Source organism: Duganella sp. CF402 (assembly GCF_900109645.1).
Classification (GTDB): Bacteria; Pseudomonadota; Gammaproteobacteria; order Burkholderiales; family Burkholderiaceae_D; genus Rugamonas.
Genome location: NZ_FOBG01000001.1, coordinates 345,560 through 366,849, shown reverse-complemented (window position 1 = coordinate 366,849; position 21,290 = coordinate 345,560). Strand labels below are relative to the sequence as shown.

At 61.1% G+C, this 21,290-nt stretch carries 20 protein-coding genes; 8 read left to right on the top strand and 12 right to left on the bottom strand.

Translation table 11 applies throughout. The features are described 5' to 3' along the window. The first annotated feature begins 30 nt into the window (after positions 1-30). Entirely contained in the window at positions 31-222 is a 192-nt protein-coding gene (locus BMZ70_RS27845; protein WP_130300940.1) for a hypothetical protein, read from the top strand. 48 nt (positions 223-270) lie between these two features. Here BMZ70_RS27845 and BMZ70_RS01680 read toward each other — a convergent pair whose 3' ends face one another. Then, entirely contained in the window at positions 271-519 is a 249-nt protein-coding gene (locus BMZ70_RS01680; RefSeq protein WP_092269051.1) for a DUF3297 family protein, read from the bottom strand. A 21-nt stretch (positions 520-540) separates the two neighbouring features. Beyond that, positions 541-1,746 carry a cation:proton antiporter gene (locus BMZ70_RS01675; protein ID WP_092269049.1) on the bottom strand — a complete coding sequence of 402 codons (1,206 nt, stop codon included), beginning with the start codon at positions 1,744-1,746 and terminating at the stop codon, positions 541-543. 161 nt (positions 1,747-1,907) lie between these two features. Here BMZ70_RS01675 and BMZ70_RS01670 point away from each other — a divergent pair, with 161 nt between their 5' ends. From BMZ70_RS01670 to BMZ70_RS01650, 5 genes are all read left to right on the top strand, one after another. Further along, positions 1,908-2,363, top strand: a complete 456-nt coding sequence (locus BMZ70_RS01670; protein WP_175500748.1) for a MarR family winged helix-turn-helix transcriptional regulator — start codon at positions 1,908-1,910, stop codon at positions 2,361-2,363. Beyond that, complete coding sequence (locus BMZ70_RS01665; protein ID WP_092269047.1) at positions 2,360-3,679, top strand: MFS transporter; 1,320 nt, start codon at positions 2,360-2,362, stop codon at positions 3,677-3,679. Before BMZ70_RS01670 ends, BMZ70_RS01665 begins: the two co-directional genes overlap by 4 nt. Positions 3,680-3,691: 12 nt before the next feature. Continuing rightward, on the top strand, positions 3,692-4,654 hold the full coding sequence (locus tag BMZ70_RS01660; RefSeq protein WP_092269045.1) for a LysR substrate-binding domain-containing protein: 963 nt from the start codon (positions 3,692-3,694) through the stop codon (positions 4,652-4,654). Positions 4,655-4,784: 130 nt separating this feature from the next. Then, positions 4,785-6,080 (top strand): Glu/Leu/Phe/Val family dehydrogenase, encoded by a 1,296-nt coding sequence (locus BMZ70_RS01655; protein WP_092269043.1) that lies wholly within the window; start codon positions 4,785-4,787, stop codon positions 6,078-6,080. A gap of 76 nt (positions 6,081-6,156) precedes the next feature. Then, positions 6,157-7,389, top strand: coding sequence for a malic enzyme-like NAD(P)-binding protein (locus tag BMZ70_RS01650; protein WP_092269041.1), 1,233 nt, complete (start codon positions 6,157-6,159; stop codon positions 7,387-7,389). Here BMZ70_RS01650 and BMZ70_RS01645 read toward each other — a convergent pair whose 3' ends face one another. The 10 genes from BMZ70_RS01645 to senA all read right to left on the bottom strand — a co-directional run bounded on the left by BMZ70_RS01645 (position 7,390) and on the right by senA (position 18,067). Continuing rightward, positions 7,390-8,328: a nucleoside hydrolase gene (locus tag BMZ70_RS01645; RefSeq protein ID WP_092269039.1), complete on the bottom strand. Its 939-nt coding sequence runs from the start codon at positions 8,326-8,328 to the stop codon at positions 7,390-7,392. Positions 8,329-8,408: 80 nt separating this feature from the next. Then, complete coding sequence (locus tag BMZ70_RS01640; protein ID WP_130300942.1) at positions 8,409-9,362, bottom strand: SRPBCC family protein; 954 nt, start codon at positions 9,360-9,362, stop codon at positions 8,409-8,411. A gap of 22 nt (positions 9,363-9,384) precedes the next feature. Next, positions 9,385-9,717: a YnfA family protein gene (locus tag BMZ70_RS01635; RefSeq protein WP_092269035.1), complete on the bottom strand. Its 333-nt coding sequence runs from the start codon at positions 9,715-9,717 to the stop codon at positions 9,385-9,387. 49 nt (positions 9,718-9,766) lie between these two features. Continuing rightward, positions 9,767-10,582 carry a DUF6624 domain-containing protein gene (locus BMZ70_RS01630; protein ID WP_092269033.1) on the bottom strand — a complete coding sequence of 272 codons (816 nt, stop codon included), beginning with the start codon at positions 10,580-10,582 and terminating at the stop codon, positions 9,767-9,769. Positions 10,583-10,630: 48 nt separating this feature from the next. Next, positions 10,631-10,984: a tetratricopeptide repeat protein gene (locus BMZ70_RS01625; protein ID WP_229205250.1), complete on the bottom strand. Its 354-nt coding sequence runs from the start codon at positions 10,982-10,984 to the stop codon at positions 10,631-10,633. 1 nt (position 10,985) lies between these two features. After that, positions 10,986-12,272, bottom strand: coding sequence for a glycosyltransferase (locus BMZ70_RS01620; RefSeq protein ID WP_130300944.1), 1,287 nt, complete (start codon positions 12,270-12,272; stop codon positions 10,986-10,988). Further along, on the bottom strand, positions 12,269-14,089 hold the full coding sequence (locus tag BMZ70_RS01615; protein WP_092269029.1) for a DUF885 domain-containing protein: 1,821 nt from the start codon (positions 14,087-14,089) through the stop codon (positions 12,269-12,271). The genes BMZ70_RS01620 and BMZ70_RS01615 overlap by 4 nt, the downstream gene beginning before the upstream one ends. 69 nt (positions 14,090-14,158) lie before the next feature. Next, a complete protein-coding gene (locus BMZ70_RS01610) occupies positions 14,159-15,307 on the bottom strand; it encodes a hypothetical protein (RefSeq protein ID WP_229205249.1) in 1,149 nt (382 codons plus the stop codon). Positions 15,308-15,515: 208 nt separating this feature from the next. Beyond that, a complete protein-coding gene (locus BMZ70_RS01605; RefSeq protein WP_092269025.1) occupies positions 15,516-16,802 on the bottom strand; it encodes a Xaa-Pro dipeptidase in 1,287 nt (428 codons plus the stop codon). A gap of 62 nt (positions 16,803-16,864) precedes the next feature. Next, the gene (senA, locus tag BMZ70_RS01600) at positions 16,865-18,067 is read right to left on the bottom strand and encodes a selenoneine synthase SenA (RefSeq protein ID WP_229205248.1); all 1,203 of its coding nucleotides are present in this window, start codon (positions 18,065-18,067) and stop codon (positions 16,865-16,867) included. Positions 18,068-18,098: 31 nt separating this feature from the next. On the opposite strand from senA, the gene selD reads away from it, so the two are divergent. Both selD and leuA read left to right on the top strand, forming a co-directional pair. Further along, the gene (gene selD / locus BMZ70_RS01595) at positions 18,099-19,145 is read left to right on the top strand and encodes a selenide, water dikinase SelD (protein WP_092269023.1); all 1,047 of its coding nucleotides are present in this window, start codon (positions 18,099-18,101) and stop codon (positions 19,143-19,145) included. A 346-nt stretch (positions 19,146-19,491) separates the two neighbouring features. Continuing rightward, the gene (leuA, locus tag BMZ70_RS01590) at positions 19,492-21,186 is read left to right on the top strand and encodes a 2-isopropylmalate synthase (protein WP_092269021.1); all 1,695 of its coding nucleotides are present in this window, start codon (positions 19,492-19,494) and stop codon (positions 21,184-21,186) included. Positions 21,187-21,290 lie beyond the last annotated feature (104 nt).

Below are 21,290 nucleotides of genomic sequence, written 5' to 3'. Positions count from 1 at the left end.
ACCTTATTCGATTCAAAAGGGAGAAAGTGCATGAACTCCAGAAATATGGATGCCGCCTGTCTGCGCGCCCTGCGCCGCCGGGGTCATTCCGACAGCAGTATCGCAGCCATGTCGCCGGAAGAAGCGTTTTGTGAATACTGTGCCTACCACGGGATCATGAACCTGAACCCGTCCACGCTGCAAATGCTGGATAAGCTGCGCGGCGACGCCGGCAAGCAATAAAAAAAGCCACCTTGAAGGTGGCTTTTCTACTTGAGCGCAAACTAACGATTAGCGGTAGAAGGCTTCTACCGTGCCTTTCAGCTTGATCAGCATCGGATTGCCGAAGCGATCCAGTGCCTTGCCGGCCGGGACCTTGATCCAGCCTTCGCTGATGCAGTATTCATCCACATCGCTGCGCTCTTTGCCGTTGAACTTGATGCCTACATCGTGTTCGAACACGGCGGCAACGTGGAATTTGCTGCGCGGATCGATCGACAGACGATCCGGCAGTGGTGGGAGTTGAGTAGTATCGTTCATCCCGCCATTATATCAGTTCGCTCAGCTGGTTTTGAAGATCAGCTGCGCCACCCGTTGCAACTTCGGCGCCACCATCGGCACGGTCAGCATGGTGCTGCCGATGGCCATCAGCAGCAGCGCGGTGAAGGTCTCGCTGGTGATGATCTGCTTGTCGAGCAGGATATTGGCGAAAATGATCATGATCAGCGCCTTGGTCTGCAACAGCCAGCCGATGATCGACGCCTCGCCCTGCTCCCACTTGAGGATCTTGCCGGCCACATGGATGCCGGCCAGCTTGCCCGCCACCGACGCCACCAGCAGCACGCCGGCCACCAGGAACACCGCCGAACCGCCCATCGCCCAGTTGGTGCGCAGGCCGGTGCTGAGGAAGAAGACCGGCATCACCGCCATCAGGATGTTGGCGCGCAGGAAGTCCATTTTCTCCTGGTTGAACCACTCGGCATCCATCACCGCGCCGGCCAGGAAGGCGCCGACCATGAAGTGCAGGCCGGCCCAGTCGGCCGCCAGCGCGCACACCGCCAGCCAGATGAAGGAGACGTACCAGCGGTCGCGCTCTTCAATCCGCACCATCATCATGCGGAACAGCTTGGTGACGATGGCAAACACCACCAGGAAGCCGGCCTGGCGGCCGACGCGGTCCCAGTCCAGCAGGATCACCGCCAACACGCCCCAGATGGCGATATCGTCCAGGCTGGCGTAGCGCAGGATGCGCTGGCCGATCGGCTGGCGCAGGATTTCCAGTTTCTCCATTAGCAGGATCAGGATCGGCAACGCGGTCACGGCGCACGACATGCCCACGCCGAGCACGAATTGCCAGTCATGCGCCTTCGGGCCCATCCAGCCGGCGTAGCCGACCAGGCCGATGGCGGCGATGCAGCCGAACACCAACGGCGTACCGAGCGCCAGGCCGGCCGTGATACTGCTCTCGCGACGGTGGGTCCAGGCTTTTTTCAAGTCCAGCTCAACGCCGGCGATCATCACGAAAATCATCACCGCCCACCAGGCGATGCCGTTCAGCGATTGCACCACTTGCGGATTGAACACGAAGGAATAGTACTCAGGATAAGCGCGGCCCATGATGCCCGGCCCCAGCAGGATGCCGGCGATAATCTGTACCACCACCAGCGGCGCGTAGTAATCGGTGCCGCCCAGCCGCCAGATCAGGTAAGGCACGCTGAAAATAATGGTCATCGCGATCAGGAAGATCTCGGTGGTCCCCATATGCATTTTTATCCCCTGTTATGTAATTATGTAATATTAAGATGGAAACGATATCACACCTGACAGCCGCTGTGAGCGATGTGGCAAAAAACTAACAATAAGAAAATTCCATTCCAATTAGTTGATTACTCAAGTACTATTCAAGCACTTATCAACGAAGGAAAATCATGGACCAAGAGACTCCCATCAGCGCCAGCCTGGAATTCACGCTGCGCCTGGCGCGCGCGCAAGCGACGCTGGTGCGCCGCCTGGACCAGGTCCTGGGCGGCTACCACGGCATCAGCTTCAACGACTTCATGCTGCTGCACTACCTGAACCGCGCGCCGGGCGGCCGCCTGCGCCGCGTCGATCTGGCTGAACGGCTGGCCCTGACCGCATCCGGCGTCACTCGCAGCCTGCTGCCGCTGGAAAAAATCGGCCTGGTCGAACGCCAGCAAGATCCGCGCGACGCCCGCGTGGCCTATGCCGCCCTCACCGACGCTGGCCGCGAGATGGTCGGCAACGCCATCACTGTCGCCGAGCAGATCAGCAAGGACTTGCTGCGCAGCTGCCCGCCCGCGCTGCTCGACGATTTGAGCAACGCACTCGGCCTGATCGCCGGCATGCACGCCGCCAACTCATGAACGAGCTCAAGCAAGACGCCAACTTTAAATGGCTCACGCGCGGCGGCATCGTCTCCGCGCTTGGCGACCAGCTGACGATGGTCGCCCTGCCCTGGCTGGTGCTTAAGCTGACCGGCGACACGCTGGCGCTGGGCCTGGTGATTGCGCTGATGAGCGTGCCGCGCGCAGTGTTCATCCTGATCGGCGGCGCGCTGGTGGACCGCTACTCGCCCAAGTGCGTGCTCATGCTCAGCAAGTACGCCAATGCCGCGCTGCTTGGCCTGCTCGCGCTGCTGGTGCTAAACCTGAACGCAACGCCGACGGTGGCGCTGGGTGATTCGCTGTCGCTGACGGTGGCGCTGACGCCGCAACTGGCGCTGCAACTGATCTACGCGCTGGCCCTCGGCCTCGGCCTGGCGCAAGCTTTCGGCATGCCGTCGGCGACCTCCATCATGCCGCTCGCCATTCCGGCCGAACACCTGCAGGCGGCGAATGGCGTGTTGATGGGCATCCGCCAGCTGTCCATGCTACTCGGGCCGCTGATGGCCGCAGGTCTGCTGGCGATGAGCGGCAGCGCCGGCAGCGGTAATGGCGATGGCGTGGTGGCCGAGGCACACGGTCTCGCTATCGCCTTCGGCTTCGACTGCTTCAGCTACCTGTTCTCCGCGTGGACGCTGACCAAAGTGCGGCCGCTGAACGCGCCGGCTGCGGCCGATGGCCAGTCGGTGCTGCGCGCCGTCGGCGAAGGCTTGCGCATGGTGTGGCATGACGTGCCGATGCGCCTGTGCTTCATCTACTGGGGCATCGTATCGCTGGTCATCGGCGGCGCCATGCAAGTGGCGATTCCGGTGCTGGCGCGCGACCTGCACGGCGCCTCCACGCTCGGCATCTTGATGGGCGCACACGGCGCCGGCACGCTGCTCGGCATGGGCGTGGCGGCCAAGTTCGGAACACGTTTGCGCTTCGCCGAATTCGGCGCCATGCTGCTGCTGATCGACGCCATCGCCGGCGTGCTGGTGGCGCCGCTGGGCTTTGTGCACACGGCGTGGCAAGCATGCCTGCTGATGCTGGCGCTCGGCCTGTTGGGTGGCTACATGCAGATCAACGTGTTCACGTGGATCCAGCGCCGCATCCCGCCGCAGATGATGGGCCGCGCCATGAGCATCTTCATGTTCATCTTCATGGGACTGGCGCCGTTGTCGGCAGCAGGCGCGGGATGGATACTGACGTACATCTCGCTGTCGCAAATGTTTGTCGGTGGTGGCATCATACTGGTGCTGTTTGCTGCGGCGGCGTATGTGCTGACGCCAATCCGCCGCATCACCATCAACGCATAGCAAGGACATCGCATGGAAACCAAATGGCTGGAAGACTTTATCTCGCTGGTGGAGACCAATAACTTCAGCCGTTCGGCGGCGCTGCGCCACGTGACGCAGCCTGCCTTTTCGCGCCGCATCCAGTCGCTGGAAAACTGGCTCGGTACGGACTTGATCGACCGCACCTCGTATCCAACGCGGCTAACGCCGGCGGGCATTGTGTTCTACGAGCAGGCACTGGAGATGCTATCGAAGATCAACGGCGCGCGCGAAATGCTGCGCTCCAAGCGCGCCGCCGCGCAGACCAGCATCGACCTCGCGGTGCCGCATACGTTGTCGCTCACCTTCGTGCCGAAGTGGCTCACCAAACTCGAAGAAGATTTCGCGCCGATCCGCAGCCGCCTGATGGCGCTCAATGTCCACGACGCCGTGCTGCAACTGGTCGAAGGCGGTTGCGACCTGCTGCTGTGCTATCACCATCCGCGCCAGCCGGTGCAGCTGGATCCGGGCCGCTACGACATGCTGGTGCTGGGCCACGAATCGCTGCGCGCATATGCACGCTGCGATAAAAACAAGGTGCCGGAATTTAAACTGCCCGGCACCAAACGCGCACCGCTGCCCTTCCTCTCCTACACCAACAACGCCTATCTCGGGCGCATGGTGGAGCTGCTTCTGAACGATGCGAAAACGCCATTGCATCTCGAGCCGCATTACGAAACCGACATGGCCGAAGGCCTGAAGATGATGGCGCTGGAAGGACGCGGCATCGCCTTCCTGCCCGAATCCGCCGTCACGCGCGAGCTGAAACAAAAGCAGCTGGCACGCGCTGACGGCGATACCTCGGACTGGGAAATCGAGATGGAAATCCGCTTGTACCGCGAGCGTCCATCGACGCACCGGCGCGGAAAACCCATCGTCGAACGCCTGTGGGAATTCCTCGAAACGCAGCAAAATCACGGCGCGAAAAAACGCCGCATTCCGGTATCGGAGAGATAACTATGCATTTTTTGCATAGCCGAATGCGCATACAGCATTGGCCGCTCTAAACGCTCCAAGCCTATGATTCGTTCCACTTGATCGCTGCCATGAGCAGCGTTCATTCAACGAATTCACGGGAGCCTTGAGCATGACCACTGTACCAGCACAACACGCACTGCCTTCCTACCTCAACGCCGACGACCTCGGTCCTTGGGGCGTCTACCTGCAGCAGATCGACCGCGTTACCCCGCACCTCGGCAGCCTGTCGCGCTGGGTCGAAACCCTCAAGCGCCCGAAGCGCATCCTGACCGTTGACGTGCCGATCGAGCGCGATGACGGCAGCATCGCCCACTACGAAGGCTATCGCGTGCAGCACAATATGTCGCGTGGTCCAGGCAAAGGCGGCGTGCGCTTCCACCAGGACGTGACCCTGTCCGAAGTGATGGCACTGTCGGCATGGATGACCGTGAAAAACGCAGCAGTCAACGTGCCATACGGCGGCGCCAAAGGCGGCATCCGTGTCGATCCAAAGACCCTGTCGCGTGGTGAACTGCAGCGCCTGACCCGCCGCTACACCAGCGAAATCAGCCTGATTATCGGCCCTAACAAAGACATCCCGGCACCGGACGTCAACACCAACGAACAAGTGATGGCATGGATGATGGACTCCTACGCCATGATCGAAGGTAACCTGTCGACCGGCGTGGTGACCGGCAAGCCAATCTCGCTGGGCGGCTCGCTGGGCCGCCGCGAAGCGACCGGCCGTGGCGTGTTCGTGGTAGGCCGCGAAGCCGCCGCCAAGCGCGGTGTCGCGATTACCGGTGCACGTGTCGCCGTGCAGGGCTTTGGCAACGTGGGCGGCGTGGCCGCAACCATGTTCGCTGAAGCGGGTTCGAAAGTCATCGCCGTGCAGGATCACACCGCAACCGTGGTGCATCAGGGCGGCCTGGATATCGCCCGTCTGCACCAGCACGTAGCGGAAACCGGCGGTGTTGCAGGCTTCCCTGGCGCCGAAGCGATCCTCGACCGCGATGCATTCTGGGACGTGGAATCGGACATCCTGATCCCGGCCGCATTGGAACAGCAGATCACCGCAGCCAACGCACCGCGCATCCGCACCAAGATCATCCTGGAAGGCGCCAACGGTCCGACCACGCCGGAAGCGGACGACATCCTGACCGACAAGGATGTGCTGATCGTGCCGGACGTACTGGCCAACGCCGGCGGCGTCACCGTGTCGTACTTCGAATGGGTACAGGATTTCTCCAGCTTCTTCTGGAGCGAAGACGAAATTAATGCTCGCTTAACTCGCATCATGCAAGATGCGTTCAATGCAGTATGGGTTGTTGCGCAGGATAAGAAAGTCACCCTGCGTACCGCCACCTTCATCCTCGCTTGCACCCGTGTGCTGCAAGCGCGCGAAGTGCGCGGCCTGTACCCATGATTCACTGAATCCCCAGCAGTTTGCGCCTGCACGGTTTACGCCGTGCGGGCGTTTTTCGCATTGTAAGGAACATCACATGAGCACTATCGAACAAAAAGCACTGGCTTATCACCGCGCAGGCAGCGCGGGCAAGATCGCCATCGAAATCACCAAGAGCGTGAGCACGCAGGAAGACCTGGCGCTGGCCTATTCGCCAGGCGTCGCGGCGCCGTGCGTAGAGATCAAGCGCGATCCCGCCAAGGCCTACGAATACACCGCCAAGGGCAACCTGGTGGGCGTCATCACCAATGGCAGCGCAGTGCTCGGACTGGGCAACATCGGCGCGCTGGCAGGCAAGCCGGTGATGGAAGGTAAAGTCGTGCTGTTCAAAAAATTCGCCGGCATCGACGCGTTTGACATCGAAATCGACGAGAGCGATCCGGATAAACTGGTGGACATCATCGCCGCCCTGCATCCGACCTTCGGCGGTATCAACCTCGAAGACATCAAGGCGCCGGAGTGTTTCTACATCGAGCGCAAGCTGCGCGAACGCTTGTCGATTCCGGTGTTCCACGACGACCAGCACGGCACCGCTATTGTGGTCGGCGCGGGCATGCTGAACGCGATTGAAATGACCGGCCGCGATATCGCCACTGTAAAAATCGTCTGCTCCGGCGCCGGCGCTGCGGCCATCGCCTGCCTCGAACTGCTGGTGGATCTGGGCGCACAACGCAAAAACATCTTCGTCTGCGACAGCAAAGGCGTGCTGACCACCGCGCGCCAGCTCGATGGCGAAAAAGCTGCGTGGGCGCAGGACACCAGCGCCGTAACGCTGTCGGATGTGATGGAAGGTGCGGACGTGTTCCTCGGCGTATCGGGTCCGGGCGTACTGTCGCCGCTGGACGTGCAGCGCATGAAGGCGCAACCTATCGTGTTCACGCTGGCGAATCCGGAACCGGAACTGCGTCCGGAACTGGTGCGCGAAGTGGCGCCGGACGCGATCATCGCCACCGGCCGTTCGGACTATCCGAACCAGATCAACAATGCCCTGTGCTTCCCTTACCTGTTCCGCGCCGCGCTGGACTCGGGTGCGACCACGATCAATCAAGAGATGAAGCGTGCTTGCGTAGTCGCCCTGGCCGACATGGCGCGTAGCGATGCCCGCTTCAGCAAGGACTACATCGTTCCGGGCCTGCTCGACCCTCGCCTGCTGAGCGGCGTCACGCCGAAGATCGCAGCGGCAGCATGGCGCAGCGGTGTCGCCCGCAAGCAGCTGGCGGAACTGGAATACGCCGACGACCTGAAGGATCTGGCCGAATCGCTGCTGTAATCAACCTTGCCGATGAAGGCGCAGCAGCGCAAAGAAATCGGCAAAGTTGAGTGCCACATCCATCGAGTGGCACACATGAATTTCACGCGCGGCGATCTCGTCGCCGTAGCGTGAATCATCAAGGATGCGCCGCACACGACGCTTCGTTGTGGGGCATAGCTCCATGCCGAACGCGGTCAGCGACACCATCGGGCTATCGCCAAATGTCAGCGAGCCGCCCAGCTGCACGAATGGCGGAAGATGCTGATACTGCTCGTACAGCCATTGCGCCACTGGTGAAATCGTGCGGAACTCACTGGTCAGCGACGCAACCGAAATCTGGAAGCGCTTGTATTCGGATTCCGGAATCTGCCACACTGGCACCCTGGACTCTTCCAGCACATGGCGCGCCGCAGCGAGATCGGTAGACAGGTTGTATTCATGGCCACCATCCCCGCCACCTATCCACACCAACTTGATTTTGTCAGCGATCAGTGGATTGAGACGCAGCGCCGCAGCGATATTTGTCAGCGGCCCGCCGCAAGTCACGATCAAAGGCAAAGCATCATCGCGCAGCGCTTCGGCGACGATAGCGCGCGCCGCAGCCGACTCCCCGCCTGCAAAGCCCTCGGCGCCAGCAATGACCGGCGGCGGATTCGCCACCTCCAGACGCCCAATCAAATCCTGCGTCAGACGGCATCCGGCGGCCGCCGTCCGCGCCGTATCAACACCGGCCATCCGAGCGAGATTCGCATCCAGCGCCGAACCGGTAACCAGCACCGTACGCGCCTTGGGTGACAGCAGCTGATGCGCGAGCGCGACCAACCCATCCGGATCGCCGGCAAAATCGTTATCGATAATCACCCGCACCGAAGGCCGCTGCGCAATCGCGGCCAGCGGCCCGGCAAAAGCAGCAGTGGGAACCGCAGCGGCAGCCGTCAGGAAGGCACGTCGTTTCATCTCTACTCCGGGTCACCATAATCGCCCCATTGTATCGACCTGCCCCACCGCCAAATTCACCTATTTCGCGATACCTGCTATCAGGCTTTACGTTCTGAACGTGACTTCATCAGCCCGAGAATCGAACGATGGAAATCCTTCAGCACCAGTTTCCCCCACACGTTTCCATATGCCTGCAAGCGCGACTTGTTGATGAAGCTTGTCGTCAGGCTCAGGTCCGTGCCGCCATCCTTGCTCCGTTCCAGCGTGTAGCCGCCGTCGATCAGCTCGAAGTATTCGCCATTGATCTCGACATGTTCATCAAGCGCTTCGCGGGGAATAGCGCCCTTGGGAACGACAAACCGATAGCGCAAGGCGTGCGGTTTGTCCGACTCCGTGATCACCTCCTGGAACCAGACATTTTTCTCCCAGCGGCTGGTACGCACGTTGCCGTTCATCTGCGCCTCGACTGGCTTCGGCAAACCGATCAAATGAACAAAAGAGAATCCCAGTTCATTCGGACGAATATTGCGCACTTCCGCCAAATTATCAAACACGACTTCGGGCGCCGCATCGATATGAATCGTATTTTGCACGGTCTGAGTGCTGCGCTGTTCTGGCAGCAGGCTCTCAATCGGCCCAAACAATAACGGCAGCAAGGCCAAAGCTGGCAAGGTTGAGCGGTCAACCCGGTCATTATTATGAATCAAGCCGCCAATCAAGCCGCCCGAAATCGAGGCGCACATAAAGACCGGCACCACCAGCACGATGCAAATCAGGCCTTCCAGAAAGGTGACGAACATCGCGAGCAAGAACAACCCCATCGCGGAAGTTGCCAAGCCGACCTGACGGCCAACACTGACCCGCACATTCCTCTCCGCGCCCCATAGCACCGCAATCGCACCGACGCTAAAAGGACAGACAAACAGGAAGGCAGAAGAAATCGTGCTGATAAAAGGATGAACATCCTTGCTGGCGAATCCAAGGCGAATGGCCAATCCATACACCGCACCAACCAGCACACCTGCAACTACTTTGGATGAGAACTTAAACATCTGATGATGCACTCCTGGCGCCTTATTTCACCGGTTGTAGAGCGATAACCGCCATGCCTACCAGCGCCAGCAAGGCACCGATGATGTCGAAGCGAGTCAGTGAAACGCCGTCGACAAAGCGAAGCCAGAGCAACGCAACGCAGATGTAAGCGCCGCCGTACGCCGCATAGGTGCGACCGGCGGCGGTTGGATGTAAAGTCAGGAGCCAGGCAAACAAGGCCAAGGACAACGCCGCAGGCAGCAACAGCCAAGCTGACTTGCCCTGCCTAAGCACCAGCCAAGGCAGATAGCAGCCAACTATTTCTGCCAACGCCGTCACAAAGAACAGCACAGCAATCTTGAAGAAGTTCGTCATTATTTTCAGGCGAGTATTTTCCCGACCGGACATCGTAGCCTTTCAATGCTCAGTTGGGATTGCTCTCCGTCGCACGGTACGTCACTCCAAACAACTTCGCATATTCGGCCAGCGGCGGCAATCCTATACTCCGACGGCGCTCATCGACATGCTGCTCATCTTCGATTGGCGCAAATCGTAGCGGCTCGCCAATGAGTTGCGTGCCATAGAGTTGGGCTCGGCCGTCGCTGATACGGACTCGATCCTCAAGTAACGCGAGATCTGAACCAAGTGCATCGGCACGCTTCACCGCATCACGTAGCAAGGGGAGGTATTTCAACTGACTATCCTTGTCCGCATGTTGCAAAACCAAAAACGCAGTTTGAGAGGCCATGCCAGCAAAATGCAAGCCCGGCCATCCGTAGGCATCAATGATCTCGGCTAATCGTTTCATGTTCGCCGTGTCGATTGCGGACTGCTGCGCCCACTCATCCGACGTGACATTTGCGCTGGCGGCACGTCCGCGATACAACTGGTCAGGACCGCTCATTGCCTCAAGGTCACGCACTGCCTTGGCACGATCGGGAGTAATGGGTGTCTTGATGACCCGCACATCGTCACCTAACAGGATGAACGACTGCAGACTTTGAGGCGTCAAACTGGCCTGGACGTTACCTACCAGATGAATACCTTGAGCATCCTGATCAATCTGATTGGCTTTTGCCGCCGCCTCAGTTTTTGCACCGATCGCAAAAATGATTCCACCGACAGCCTTGCCATTCGCATAAAAAGAGATGGTAGTTTGCGTAAGCCCATCATCTGCATAGGCCCGTTGAACACTGCAAGCCAGTGCGGCTAAAAGAAAAAACTGCCGTCGAAAAATCATATGCGTCCTCACATAAAATGCAGCTCCCGGCCGCCTTATCAAAGCCAGTTAGCGCCCAGATTCAACAGCGGTGCCCGAAGCCAAAAGGGACTTCAATTTGCGGACTGCGTCAGGCTTGACTTTGGGCAGTCCCGGCGAGAGTTGCTCGGCCGTAGCAAGCGACAGCCGAGCCGCAGCGAATTTTCCTTGCTTGGCCAGAAGTTCAGCTTCTACAAAGTGAGCAGTGGCGCTATTCGGATGCGCCAACAACACTTGATCCATCATGGACTGCGCTTCGTCGTATCTGCCAGCCTCCGCAGCAACATACACCTCGTGGATAGTGGGCTCAGCGGCAAACACTGGCGTGCACAGGGCCAGAATAGAGGTCACCAAAGAATTACGTGCAATAGACTTAAACGTCATGTCATACATCCTGATAAGAATAATTGGGATCGCGAGCAGCGCGGGCGTTGATTAATGCGACGGCATGGGCGACACCATTCTCCACCGCCATCGCGCGAGCGACGCTAGCGGCTTTTAACTGCATCTCGGGCCGCAGCGCCTTGACGCTCGCGGCCAGCTGTTTGGCGGTGACGTTGCGGCGCGTGGTCAGTTTGCCGGCGACGCCAATGCGGCGCAGTTCGTTGGCCCAGTGTTCCTGCTCGCTGATGTGGGCGATAACGATGGAGGGCTTGCCCGCCAGCGTCGCCGATTGCGTGGTGCCCGCGCCGCCATGATGCACGACCGCTGCGCAGCGTGGGAAGATCAAGTGATGCGGCGAGGCGGATACGTAAATGATCTGCTCATCGGAGCGGAATCCGCACTCCTCCCAGCGCGACGCCTGTATCACTGCGCGGCAGCCTGCTTGCCGCGCCGCTTCTGTCAGCATGCGCAACGTTTCGGTTTGATCGGCGACGTCGGGCGGCATCCAGCTCCCCAACGTCATGTAGACAGGCGCCTCGCCTGCCGCGAGGAAGGATGACAGGGCGCCGCTCATTTCACCCTCCAGCGGCATGTTAGGCATGTCGAGGAAGCCGCATACCTGCAAGGCTTCCGGCCAATCCGGCTGGCGCTCGCATATCTGCGGGCTCACTGCCACCAGCGTCAGATAGGACGACAGCCACAATTCGCTCACTACGTCTTTCGCTGGTGACATGCCCAACTGCGTTCGCAAGCGGTTGACGTAGGGACTGAGCACCCGATGCAGCAGGGTACGCGTCAGCCACCAAAGAAAACCATTGAACATGCGCGGCCAGCCCAATGGATGACTGTACGCACTCGGTATCGCCGCATGCGACAGCAACACGCTCACATACGGCTTGCTCGCATGCTCCGCCGCGATCTGCAATGGATGCATGAAGTAGTGCCCCACCAGCAGATCCGACTGCGCCGCCAACTCGCGCGCCGCTGCAAACATCGCATCCTCCACCGGCCCAAAGCAGCGCTGCAGGATCAACTTCATCTGCTTCAAAGGATCGCGTGCATTGACGATGGCCCAGCCGATCTCCGCGCCCTGCCCCGGCGTTATCACGGGCGAAACCAGCACGCGAATCCGCACGCCGGCGGCAGACGTCACGCCGGCATACGCATCGCTGTCGACGCAGGTAATCAGCAGCGTGACCTCATGTCCGGCCAGTTGCAAGCCTTCCGCCAGCGCCAGAAACGGCCGGATATCGCCATGACTTCCCCACGTTTGCAGCCCTATTTTCATGCCTGCTTGCGCTGCGCGATCCAGTCGTTAATCACGCGCTCCAATACGGACAGTGGCAAGGCGCCATGCGACAGCACTTCGTTATGGAACTGCTTCAAGTCGAACTTGTCGCCCAGCTCCTGCTTCGCATGCTCGCGCAAAGCCAGTATCTTCAGCATGCCAACCTTGTACGCCAGGGCCTGTCCCGGATTGACGAAGTAGCGCTCCACCTCTGCCGTCACATCGCCTTCCGACATGCCAGTGTTGTCCATCATGTAGCTGATGGACTGCTCGCGCGTCCAGTGCTTGTAGTGGATGCCGGAATCGACCACCAGCCGTGTGGCGCGCATCATCTCGTCGCGCAGGCGGCCCAGATTATCGAGAGGCGTCTTCTGGAATCCCATCTCGAACGCCAGCCGCTCCGCATACAGCGCCCAGCCTTCCTGATAGGCGGTAAACGGCAGCACGCGGCGGAAGAATGGCACGTCCTGCATTTCCTGCGCAATCGCGATCTGGAAGTGGTGGCCCGGTATGCCCTCGTGATAAGCCAGCGTGCGCATGGCGAATTTCGGCGTGTCGCCCGGATTGCGCATGTTCGCGTAGAACACGCCCGGGCGCGAACCGTCGAACGCGCCCATCATGTAGTAGGCGCCCGGCGCGGTTGCCTCCGACGACGGCGGCACCTGCTCCACTTTCACACCCAGCTTGGGACGCAGGTCGAACGCGCTGCCCAGCCCCTGATTCACCTCATCGAGGATGGCCTGATACTGCGCCAGCATAGCCTTCTTGCCTTCCGGCGTGTTCGCATACTGCTGCTCCGGCGAACGCGCCAACTGCTGCACGCGCACACCGATGCTGCCATCGCTGAGGCCTTGCGATTTGAGGATGATCTCCATTTCCGCGCTGACGCGCGCCACTTCGGCCAGTCCCAGTTCATGCACCTCCTGCGGCGTCATGTTGGAAGTGGTGTGCATGCGCACCGCCCAAGCATAGTAGGCATCGCCGTTCGGCAGGCTCCAGGCGCCGTTGTTCTCCTTGGCCTTCGGCGCCAGCGCCGTGAAGTAGCTGATCAAGCCGCGATAGGCCGGATACACCTGATCCTTCACCGCTGCCGCAACTCCGGCCAGCAGGCGTGTACGGGTTTCCGCATCCATCTCCGCAGCCGGAACCTTATCCAGCTTTTCCTTGAAGGTGACGTACAGCGGGTGCTGCTCCGGAGCGCCGGAGATCATGCCATTCATCTGCTTGAGCACCTTCTCCACCGTGAAGCGCGGCGGAACGACGCCGTGCAACTCACGCTGCCCCAAGGCCTCCGTCAGCTGCGTAAACTTCACCGGGAATAGTTTCAGACGCGCGATGTAGTTCTCAGCCTCGCCCTTGTTCGTCACCTGATGCACCTGCACCATGAAGTCCGGCAGCGCGCTTTGCACGCCCTGCATCTGGTTCACCGGGAAGTCGTGATGCTGATACGGCTCGCCATCCGCCTGTATCTGCAGGAAGTACGCCAATGCGTCGTAAGACAGCTGGCCTTCGCGGTCGAGCTTTTCGCGGTCGTACTGCTTGAGCGTGGCGAGGCTGTTCTTCACCAGATCAAGCGCCTTCTTCTCGTGTGCCGGCGAGGCGTCATCCAGCTTGGCGCTGTAGAAGTCCGCCCAGCCGGGCAGGATGCGCATCGACGACAACATCTCGGGACTGTCGATGGCGAAGGCCGCAAACACACGCGTGTAGAACCAGTTCAGGTTCAGCGGCTTGAAATAAATGGTATGCACGACCAGGGCCGCAATCACCAGCACCACGGAAGCCAGCGCAATCGCCAGCCATTTGAACACACGCTTCATACGGCACCTTCCCCATCATCATAATTATTTTTCAATTATGAAATGAGTAACGTGCTGGATGCAAGCAGTTTAAGGAGTACGGGTGATGTTGAAGGCGCGCAGGCGCTCGTCGTCGCCGACCAGCAGCACCGCATGGTCGGCAAACAGCATCTGACGAAACACCGGCGAGGTGCCCAGCAAGGCGCGGCCAGGCAAGGTGAAACGGTCCACGCTTTGGGCCTGCGACGACAGCGGCCCCGAACTGACACCGTAATCGGCCAGCACCAGCACATCGCCCACCGGGTCACCGGCACGGAATGCGCCAACCACGCTGCCGGCGATGGTCAGGCCGCCGCTGAACACATGCGCGTCGATCTCGGTGGCGCGCGGATTGCCGTTCCAGTTGGAAGACAAGCTTTCTTGCGTCAGGTCGGTGCGGCCGGTGGCCAGCACGGCCGCGCCGTTGCTGTCGACCGCTACGCCCATCACGCCGCCGCTGCTGGTGGTTGTGGCTTTGCCGTTCCATAGCACCGCCATCTTGCCGCTGCTGTTCAGCGCCACCGGATATGGCTGCGAACCGCCGGTATTGATCGAGCGGATGGTTGGCGCGCCAGCACCCTTGGCCCACATGGCCAGCGTGGCGCCGCCGCCTTCCATCCAGCCGGCGAGCACCGTGCCGTTAGACGCCGCCACGCGCGGATGCAGGGCCGAGGTGGAAATCGTGAAGGGTGGCGTCAACTGCCTGCCGTTGAAATCGAACTTGCACAGCTTGAGCACATACTGCGTCTTGTCCGTGACCGGCAGCAGCGAGAACGTAGTGGCCAGCCAGAAGCCGTTGCCATCGACCGCGCCGCCGTTTTCGGCAGCCGCGTATTCGGTGGTGGAAGTCGCCGCGACGGGGGGATAGAGATCGGTGGAGCTGCCCAGCAGCCTGGCCTGCGCATCAAAGTGCAGCAATCTGGTGCCGGTACTGGCTTGCACCATGACGAAACCATCGGGCGACGGCAGCATCAGCCATTCGCCGGTATAGCCTTCGGCCAGCGTGAAGCCATAGTCGGTGGTGGAAACCAGCTTGCCCTGCTTATCCAGCACGCTCAGTCGCGTGCCCGCATATTTAGGCCGGCTGTTGACGGTAACGAACGAATCGGAGCGCGAGCGGACCACGATATGATCGCCGACCACCAGCGCGCCGGTCATCCCCGCCAGCGAACCGACGGTAAGGGGATCGCTAATAGTCATGGCGGTGGTGGGAGCGGTGGAGCCGCTGGATGAACTACCTGCGGTGGTATTCCCGGAGGAGGAGGAACCGGAACCACCACCGCAAGCGCTCAGCACCAAAAAGACAGAGAGAAGTAAAGCACGCATCCAAACAGTATAAAAAGAAAAACAACTTCTCCCTACCCTGCCCGCATGGCCTCACGAGCCAGCGTGATGACCGCTCAGACCATTACTGCTGGCGAATGACCGCGCCGCCCTTCATCACGAACGAGACGTTGGTCAACTGGGTGGCGTCATCGGCCGGGTTGCCCTGGACGGCAATGATGTCGGCGAACTTGCCGATGCTGATCGAACCCACTCGGTCTTTCCAGCCCAGCAGGTCGGCAGCATGGATGGTCGCGGACTGAATGGCCTGCATCGAGGTCATGCCGTATTTGACCATATAGTAGAACTGCTTGGCATTGTCGCCGTGTGGATAAACGCCGGCGTCGGTGCCGTAGGCCATCTTCACGCCCTTGCCGAACGCCTTGCGGAAGTTATCGCGTTGCAGCTGGCCGACTTCGCGCTCCTTCTCCAGCGATTCCGGCAGGATGCCGGCCTTCGCGCCTTCCTGCAGGATGAAGTCATCATCGTAGATGTCCATCACCAGATAGGTGCCGCGCTCCTTGGCCAGCTTGATACCTTCATCGTCAATCAGGCTCGCGTGCTCGATGGAGTCGACGCCGGCCAGGATGGCATCCCTGATTGCGCTGGCGCCGTGCGCGTGCGCCGCGACCTTGCGGCCCAGCTTATGCGCTTCGCCGATGATGGCCTGCATCTCTTCCAGCGTGTACTCTTGTGCGCCTGCCGCATCGCCCTTGGACAGCACGCCGCCCGAGGCGCAGATCTTGATCACGTCGGCGCCATACTTGGCCATCTCGCGCACCTTGGCGCGGGCGGCCCACGGACCGTCCGCCACGCCGCGAGCGACATAGTTGGCGTCAGGCGGCAGCAGGTTGTCGTCGCAGTGGCCGCCCTTCATGCCGATCAGATGGCCGGCCGAGCGCATGCGCGGACCGATGAAATCGCCGTCGTTGATGGCGTCGCGCAGCGCGACGTCGCCAAAGCCAGTACCGCTGGACCCGACGTCGCGCACGGTGGTGAAGCCGGCTTCCAGCGTCTTGCGTGCAGCGAGTACACCGTAAAGTGCGGCGCGCACGTCGGACACGCCCAGCGCGTTGTAGCCGCCCAGGTAGGCGTCGGCGGTCAGGTGCGTGTGCATGTCGATCAGGCCTGGCAGCACGGTTTGCGTCGACAGGTCGATCACTTTGGCGCCGGCCGGCACGGCGGTCGAAGCACTCGGACCGACGGCGCTAATGCGCTCGCCGGTGATAACGATGGACTGGTCTTTCAACACGGTGCCGGCAACAACATCAACCAGCTTGCCAGCGCGGATCACGGTGACTTGATCGGCGGCGTTGGTCTGCGCAACCGCGCCCAGGATCGCGGCGGACATCAGGAGGTGCTTCAATTTCATGGAGGGCGCCCTTGTTTTCATCGAAAACAAAAAGCATAGCAGAGCACCCGCCAAAAGCGAAACTATCCGGGCCAGGCGCAAGTGCGGAAACCTGCAAAGAGGTCGTCGCGTTCAGGTAGTTGAAGATGGCGGAATTTGGCAGAGCCAAAACGCGACGGCGTAGCGAATGAAGCACCGCGCAGCACCTGGTGCGCATGGAACCACGGCGCCGAATATTCGCGGTAGCGGTCCGCCTCAAACTCCGGGTATGGCTCGAAGGAAGACGCGGTCCATTCCCATAGCTGGCCCCAGCGGAATGCGGGATGGCCCGAAAGCGCGGCATACTCCCACTCGCTCTCAGTCGGCAGGCGGCGGCCGGCCCAGGCGCAATAAGCCTGCGCCTCGTAAAGGTTCACGTGCCGCACCGGCTGGGCACCGGACAGCGTCGACAGTCTTCCGAAGCGCATGGTGCGCCACTGCCCGCCGTCGCGCTGCCAGTAGCGCGGCGCCGAGCGCTCCTGGCGCATCAGCCAATCAGCGCCGGCCTGGCTCCAGAACTGGCGGTTGTCGTAGCCGCCATCGGTGACGAAATCTGCATACTGGGCGTTGCTAACCAGTGTGCTATCCATGCGGAACGGCGCCACATGGAAGCTGTGCGCGGCGCGCTCGTTATCGAAGGTGAAGCCGGCGCCGGTCTTGCAGCCCAGTTGCAGCGTGCCGCCGGGGAAGCCGATTTCGGATGGCGCGAACAGCAGCCGCCCTTCGCTCTCCTCCGGCACCGGCGCGGGCAATCCCAGCACCTGCAAGGTGTGCAGCAGCGCTTCGCCCAGCATGTCCTCATGCGCCAGCGCCAACCGGTATGGATACAAGGCCTCGTCGGTGTTGGCTTCGCGCGAGAGCTTGTCCAGCACGCGGTCCAGCACTTCGTGGCAGTAGGTCTTGACGCCGCCGGGGCTGGGCAGGTCCAGCGTCCAGCGCGCACGATGCGGCACGCGCTCGGCGTCGAACCAGTCGTCGCCCTTGGTCAGCAGGCAGTTGCCGTTGGCGTCGGCGGGATGGCTGGATGCGGCCTCGCGCAGGATGTACCACTCGGCGAACCAGGCAATGCGACCCAGCTCCCACAACGGCGGATTGATGGTGCGCAGTTGCGGTACCCGCGCCGCCGCGTCCATGCCGGCGGCGGCAAAACAGTCGAACAGCGACAGCGTATAATCCCGTGCATGCTGCAGGGCTTCGGCCAGCTGCTGCGACGTGGCGTTCCTGAAGGAAGAAGAGCTGGAAGTCATGCGCCGATTGTAATACAACAGGAATCCCATCATGAGCACTGAAGCTATCAAACTGACCTCTTTCTCCCACGGCGGCGGCTGCGGCTGCAAAATCGCGCCCGGCGTGCTGTCCGAAATCCTGAAAAACTCCAGCGGCTTCCCGGTGCCGAAGGAACTGCTGGTCGGGATCGAGACCTCGGACGATGCCGCCGTGTACAAGCTCAATGACGAGCAGGCGCTGATCGCCACCACCGATTTCTTCATGCCCATCGTCGACGATCCGTACGACTTCGGCCGCATCGCCGCCACCAACGCCATCTCCGACGTGTACGCGATGGGCGGCACGCCGATCATGGCGCTGGCACTGGTCGGCATGCCGATCAACAAACTGCCGATTGAAACCATCGGCCAGATCATCAAGGGCGGCGAATCGATTTGCGCCGAAGCGGGCATTCCGATTGCGGGCGGCCACACCATCGATTCGGTGGAGCCGATCTACGGGCTGGTGGTGATGGGCTTGATCCATCCATCGAAGGTAAAGCGCAACGCCGATGCGAAAGCCGGCGACGTGCTGGTACTCGGTAAGCCGCTGGGCGTGGGCGTGCTGTCGGCGGCGCTGAAAAAAGGCGCACTCGATGACGCCGGCTACGCCGCCATGATCGCCAACACCACCAAGCTGAATAAGCCGGGCAAGGCGCTGTCCGAGCTGGCCGGCGTACACGCGCTGACCGACGTCACCGGCTTCGGCCTGCTGGGCCACCTGCTGGAACTGGCGCGCGGCGCCAAGCTGGAAGCGCATCTGGACATGAAGCAGATCCCGCTGCTGCCCGGCGTGGAACAGCTGGCGCACGACGGCTATTTCACCGGCGCCTCGGGTCGCAACTGGGAAGCCTACGGCAAAGACGTGCAGTTGGCGGCATCCATCACGCCGGCCCAGCACTCGCTGCTGACCGACCCGCAAACCTCGGGCGGCCTGCTGGTCTCCTGCGACGCCGGCGCGGTGGAAGAAGTGCTCGCCCTGTTCCGCAGCCAGGGCTTCGGCGAAGCCGCCGTCATCGGCCGCGTGGCCGCCGGCGCGGCGCGCGTCAATGTAGCCTAAACGACAACCCCGCCAATTTCGCTTGACGGCTGCGGCGGGGATCGCTTACATTCTAGGAATGATCTCGCATCTGCACCTATCCGCTTTCCTGCTATCGCCTGCCAGCGCCCTATCGCTAGCAGCGCGTCTACTAGCGCGCGTTTAATCCGCGCCTCTGTTGTACCCCTCGTGCCGGCCATAAGCCGCACCTGCCCCAAAAAATCAGGAAAGTTGTACCGATGCTCCCAGCTTTTTCGCACCTGCTAAAACTACCGATCGGTTGCCGCGCCTAGTGTCCCGTGGCCGCGCCGCAGCCTTTCGCCACATCGTTTAGCACACCCCATATACAGAATTCAGGAGCACTACCATGATGTTGCAGAACCCAGCGAGCAAATACCGCGCCTTCCCAGCCGTCCAACTCACCGACCGTACCTGGCCGAACGCCGTCATCGCCAAGCCGCCTATCTGGATGAGCACAGACCTGCGCGACGGTAACCAGGCGCTGATCGAGCCGATGAGCATCGAGAAAAAACTGCGCATGTTCGACCTGCTGATCAAGATCGGCCTGAAGGAGATCGAAGTGGGCTTCCCTTCGGCTTCGCAGACCGACTTCGATTTCGTGCGCAAGCTGGTGGAAGAAAACCGCATCCCGGACGACGTCACCATCATCGTGCTGACCCAGTCGCGCGAAGAACTGATCCGCCGCACCGTGGAATCGTGCGTTGGCGCCAAGCGCGCCATCGTCCACCTGTATAACTCGGTGGCGCCGGTATTCCGCAAAGTGGTGTTCGGCATGTCGCGCGAAGAGATCACCAACATCGCCACCACCGGTGCCAAACTGGTGAAGGAATTGACCAAGCAGCACCCGGACACCGACTGGGGCTACGAGTACACCCCGGAATCCTTCTCCACCACGGAGCTGGACTTCTCCAAGCATATCTGCGACGCCGTGATCGCCATCTTCGAGCCGACTCCGTCCAAGAAGATGATCATCAACCTGCCGTCCACCGTGGAATGCAGCACGCCTAACGTCTACGCCGACCAGATCGAATGGATGTCGCGCAAGCTGACCCGCCGCGATTCGCTGATTATCTCGGTCCACCCGCACAACGATCGCGGCACCGCCGTCGCTTCGGCCGAACTGGCCGTGATGGCCGGCGCCGACCGCGTTGAAGGCTGCTTGTTCGGCAACGGCGAACGCACCGGCAACGTCGACCTGGTAACGCTGGCACTGAACCTGTACACCCAGGGCGTGCACCCAGGCCTGGACTTCTCGGACATCGACGAAGTGCGCAAGGTGGTTGAGGAATGCAACCAGCTGCCAGTGCACCCGCGCCACCCGTACGTGGGTGATCTGGTATTCACCGCCTTCTCCGGTTCGCACCAGGACGCGATCAAGAAAGGCTTCGCCAAGCAGCAGCCTGGCGCGATCTGGGAAATCCCTTACCTGCCGATCGACCCGCAGGATCTGGGCCGCAGCTACGACGCCGTGATCCGCGTGAACAGCCAGTCCGGCAAAGGCGGCATGGCCTACCTGCTCGAACAGGACTACGGCCTGGTGCTGCCGCGCCGCCTGCAGATTGAGTTCAGCCGCGCGGTGCAGCAAGTGGCCGACCAGACCGGCCTCGAAGTCACCGCAGAAGGCATCTACGAGATCTTCAGCAAAGAATACTTCGAGCAGAACGCGCCGTACGCCTACCAGTCGCACAAGATGGTGGAAGACACCAGCAGCGACGAGCCGGTGCAGATCGATATCGCCATGATTCATCGCGGTACGCCATTGGCGCTGCAAGGCGGCGGCAATGGCCCGATCGACGCCTTCGTCGACGCGCTGGGCCTGGACATCAAACTGATGGACTACCACGAGCACTCGATCGGCTCGGGCGCCAACGCCAAGGCGGCGTGCTACGTTGAACTGCGCCTGGCCAACGGCCCGACCCTGTTCGGCGCGGCCACCGACAGCAACATCCTGACCGCCTCCTTCAAGGCCGTGCTGAGCGCCGTCAACCGCCAGCTGGCCCGCCAGGAAGCAGCGCAAGCTGAAGGCAAAGTAGCAGCTTAATAGCCGCGCACCAGTACGGACGGGACGCGCACGCCGCGCGTCCCGTCCGCGCAACACCGTCTACATTCTTCTTTTCCGCACTGCACCATTCAACCTATACTGGT

Coding starts and splice junctions, on each gene's coding strand:
- BMZ70_RS27845 (WP_130300940.1), top strand. CDS start 31: ATGAACTCCAGAAATATGGATGCCGCCTGTCTGCGCGCCCTGCGCCGC.
- BMZ70_RS01680 (WP_092269051.1), bottom strand. CDS start 519: ATGAACGATACTACTCAACTCCCACCACTGCCGGATCGTCTGTCGATC.
- BMZ70_RS01675 (WP_092269049.1), bottom strand. CDS start 1,746: ATGCATATGGGGACCACCGAGATCTTCCTGATCGCGATGACCATTATT.
- BMZ70_RS01670 (WP_175500748.1), top strand. CDS start 1,908: ATGGACCAAGAGACTCCCATCAGCGCCAGCCTGGAATTCACGCTGCGC.
- BMZ70_RS01665 (WP_092269047.1), top strand. CDS start 2,360: ATGAACGAGCTCAAGCAAGACGCCAACTTTAAATGGCTCACGCGCGGC.
- BMZ70_RS01660 (WP_092269045.1), top strand. CDS start 3,692: ATGGAAACCAAATGGCTGGAAGACTTTATCTCGCTGGTGGAGACCAAT.
- BMZ70_RS01655 (WP_092269043.1), top strand. CDS start 4,785: ATGACCACTGTACCAGCACAACACGCACTGCCTTCCTACCTCAACGCC.
- BMZ70_RS01650 (WP_092269041.1), top strand. CDS start 6,157: ATGAGCACTATCGAACAAAAAGCACTGGCTTATCACCGCGCAGGCAGC.
- BMZ70_RS01645 (WP_092269039.1), bottom strand. CDS start 8,328: ATGAAACGACGTGCCTTCCTGACGGCTGCCGCTGCGGTTCCCACTGCT.
- BMZ70_RS01640 (WP_130300942.1), bottom strand. CDS start 9,362: ATGTTTAAGTTCTCATCCAAAGTAGTTGCAGGTGTGCTGGTTGGTGCG.
- BMZ70_RS01635 (WP_092269035.1), bottom strand. CDS start 9,717: ATGACGAACTTCTTCAAGATTGCTGTGCTGTTCTTTGTGACGGCGTTG.
- BMZ70_RS01630 (WP_092269033.1), bottom strand. CDS start 10,582: ATGATTTTTCGACGGCAGTTTTTTCTTTTAGCCGCACTGGCTTGCAGT.
- BMZ70_RS01625 (WP_229205250.1), bottom strand. CDS start 10,984: ATGACGTTTAAGTCTATTGCACGTAATTCTTTGGTGACCTCTATTCTG.
- BMZ70_RS01620 (WP_130300944.1), bottom strand. CDS start 12,272: ATGAAAATAGGGCTGCAAACGTGGGGAAGTCATGGCGATATCCGGCCG.
- BMZ70_RS01615 (WP_092269029.1), bottom strand. CDS start 14,089: ATGAAGCGTGTGTTCAAATGGCTGGCGATTGCGCTGGCTTCCGTGGTG.
- BMZ70_RS01610 (WP_229205249.1), bottom strand. CDS start 15,307: ATGACTATTAGCGATCCCCTTACCGTCGGTTCGCTGGCGGGGATGACC.
- BMZ70_RS01605 (WP_092269025.1), bottom strand. CDS start 16,802: ATGAAATTGAAGCACCTCCTGATGTCCGCCGCGATCCTGGGCGCGGTT.
- senA (WP_229205248.1), bottom strand. CDS start 18,067: ATGACTTCCAGCTCTTCTTCCTTCAGGAACGCCACGTCGCAGCAGCTG.
- selD (WP_092269023.1), top strand. CDS start 18,099: ATGAGCACTGAAGCTATCAAACTGACCTCTTTCTCCCACGGCGGCGGC.
- leuA (WP_092269021.1), top strand. CDS start 19,492: ATGATGTTGCAGAACCCAGCGAGCAAATACCGCGCCTTCCCAGCCGTC.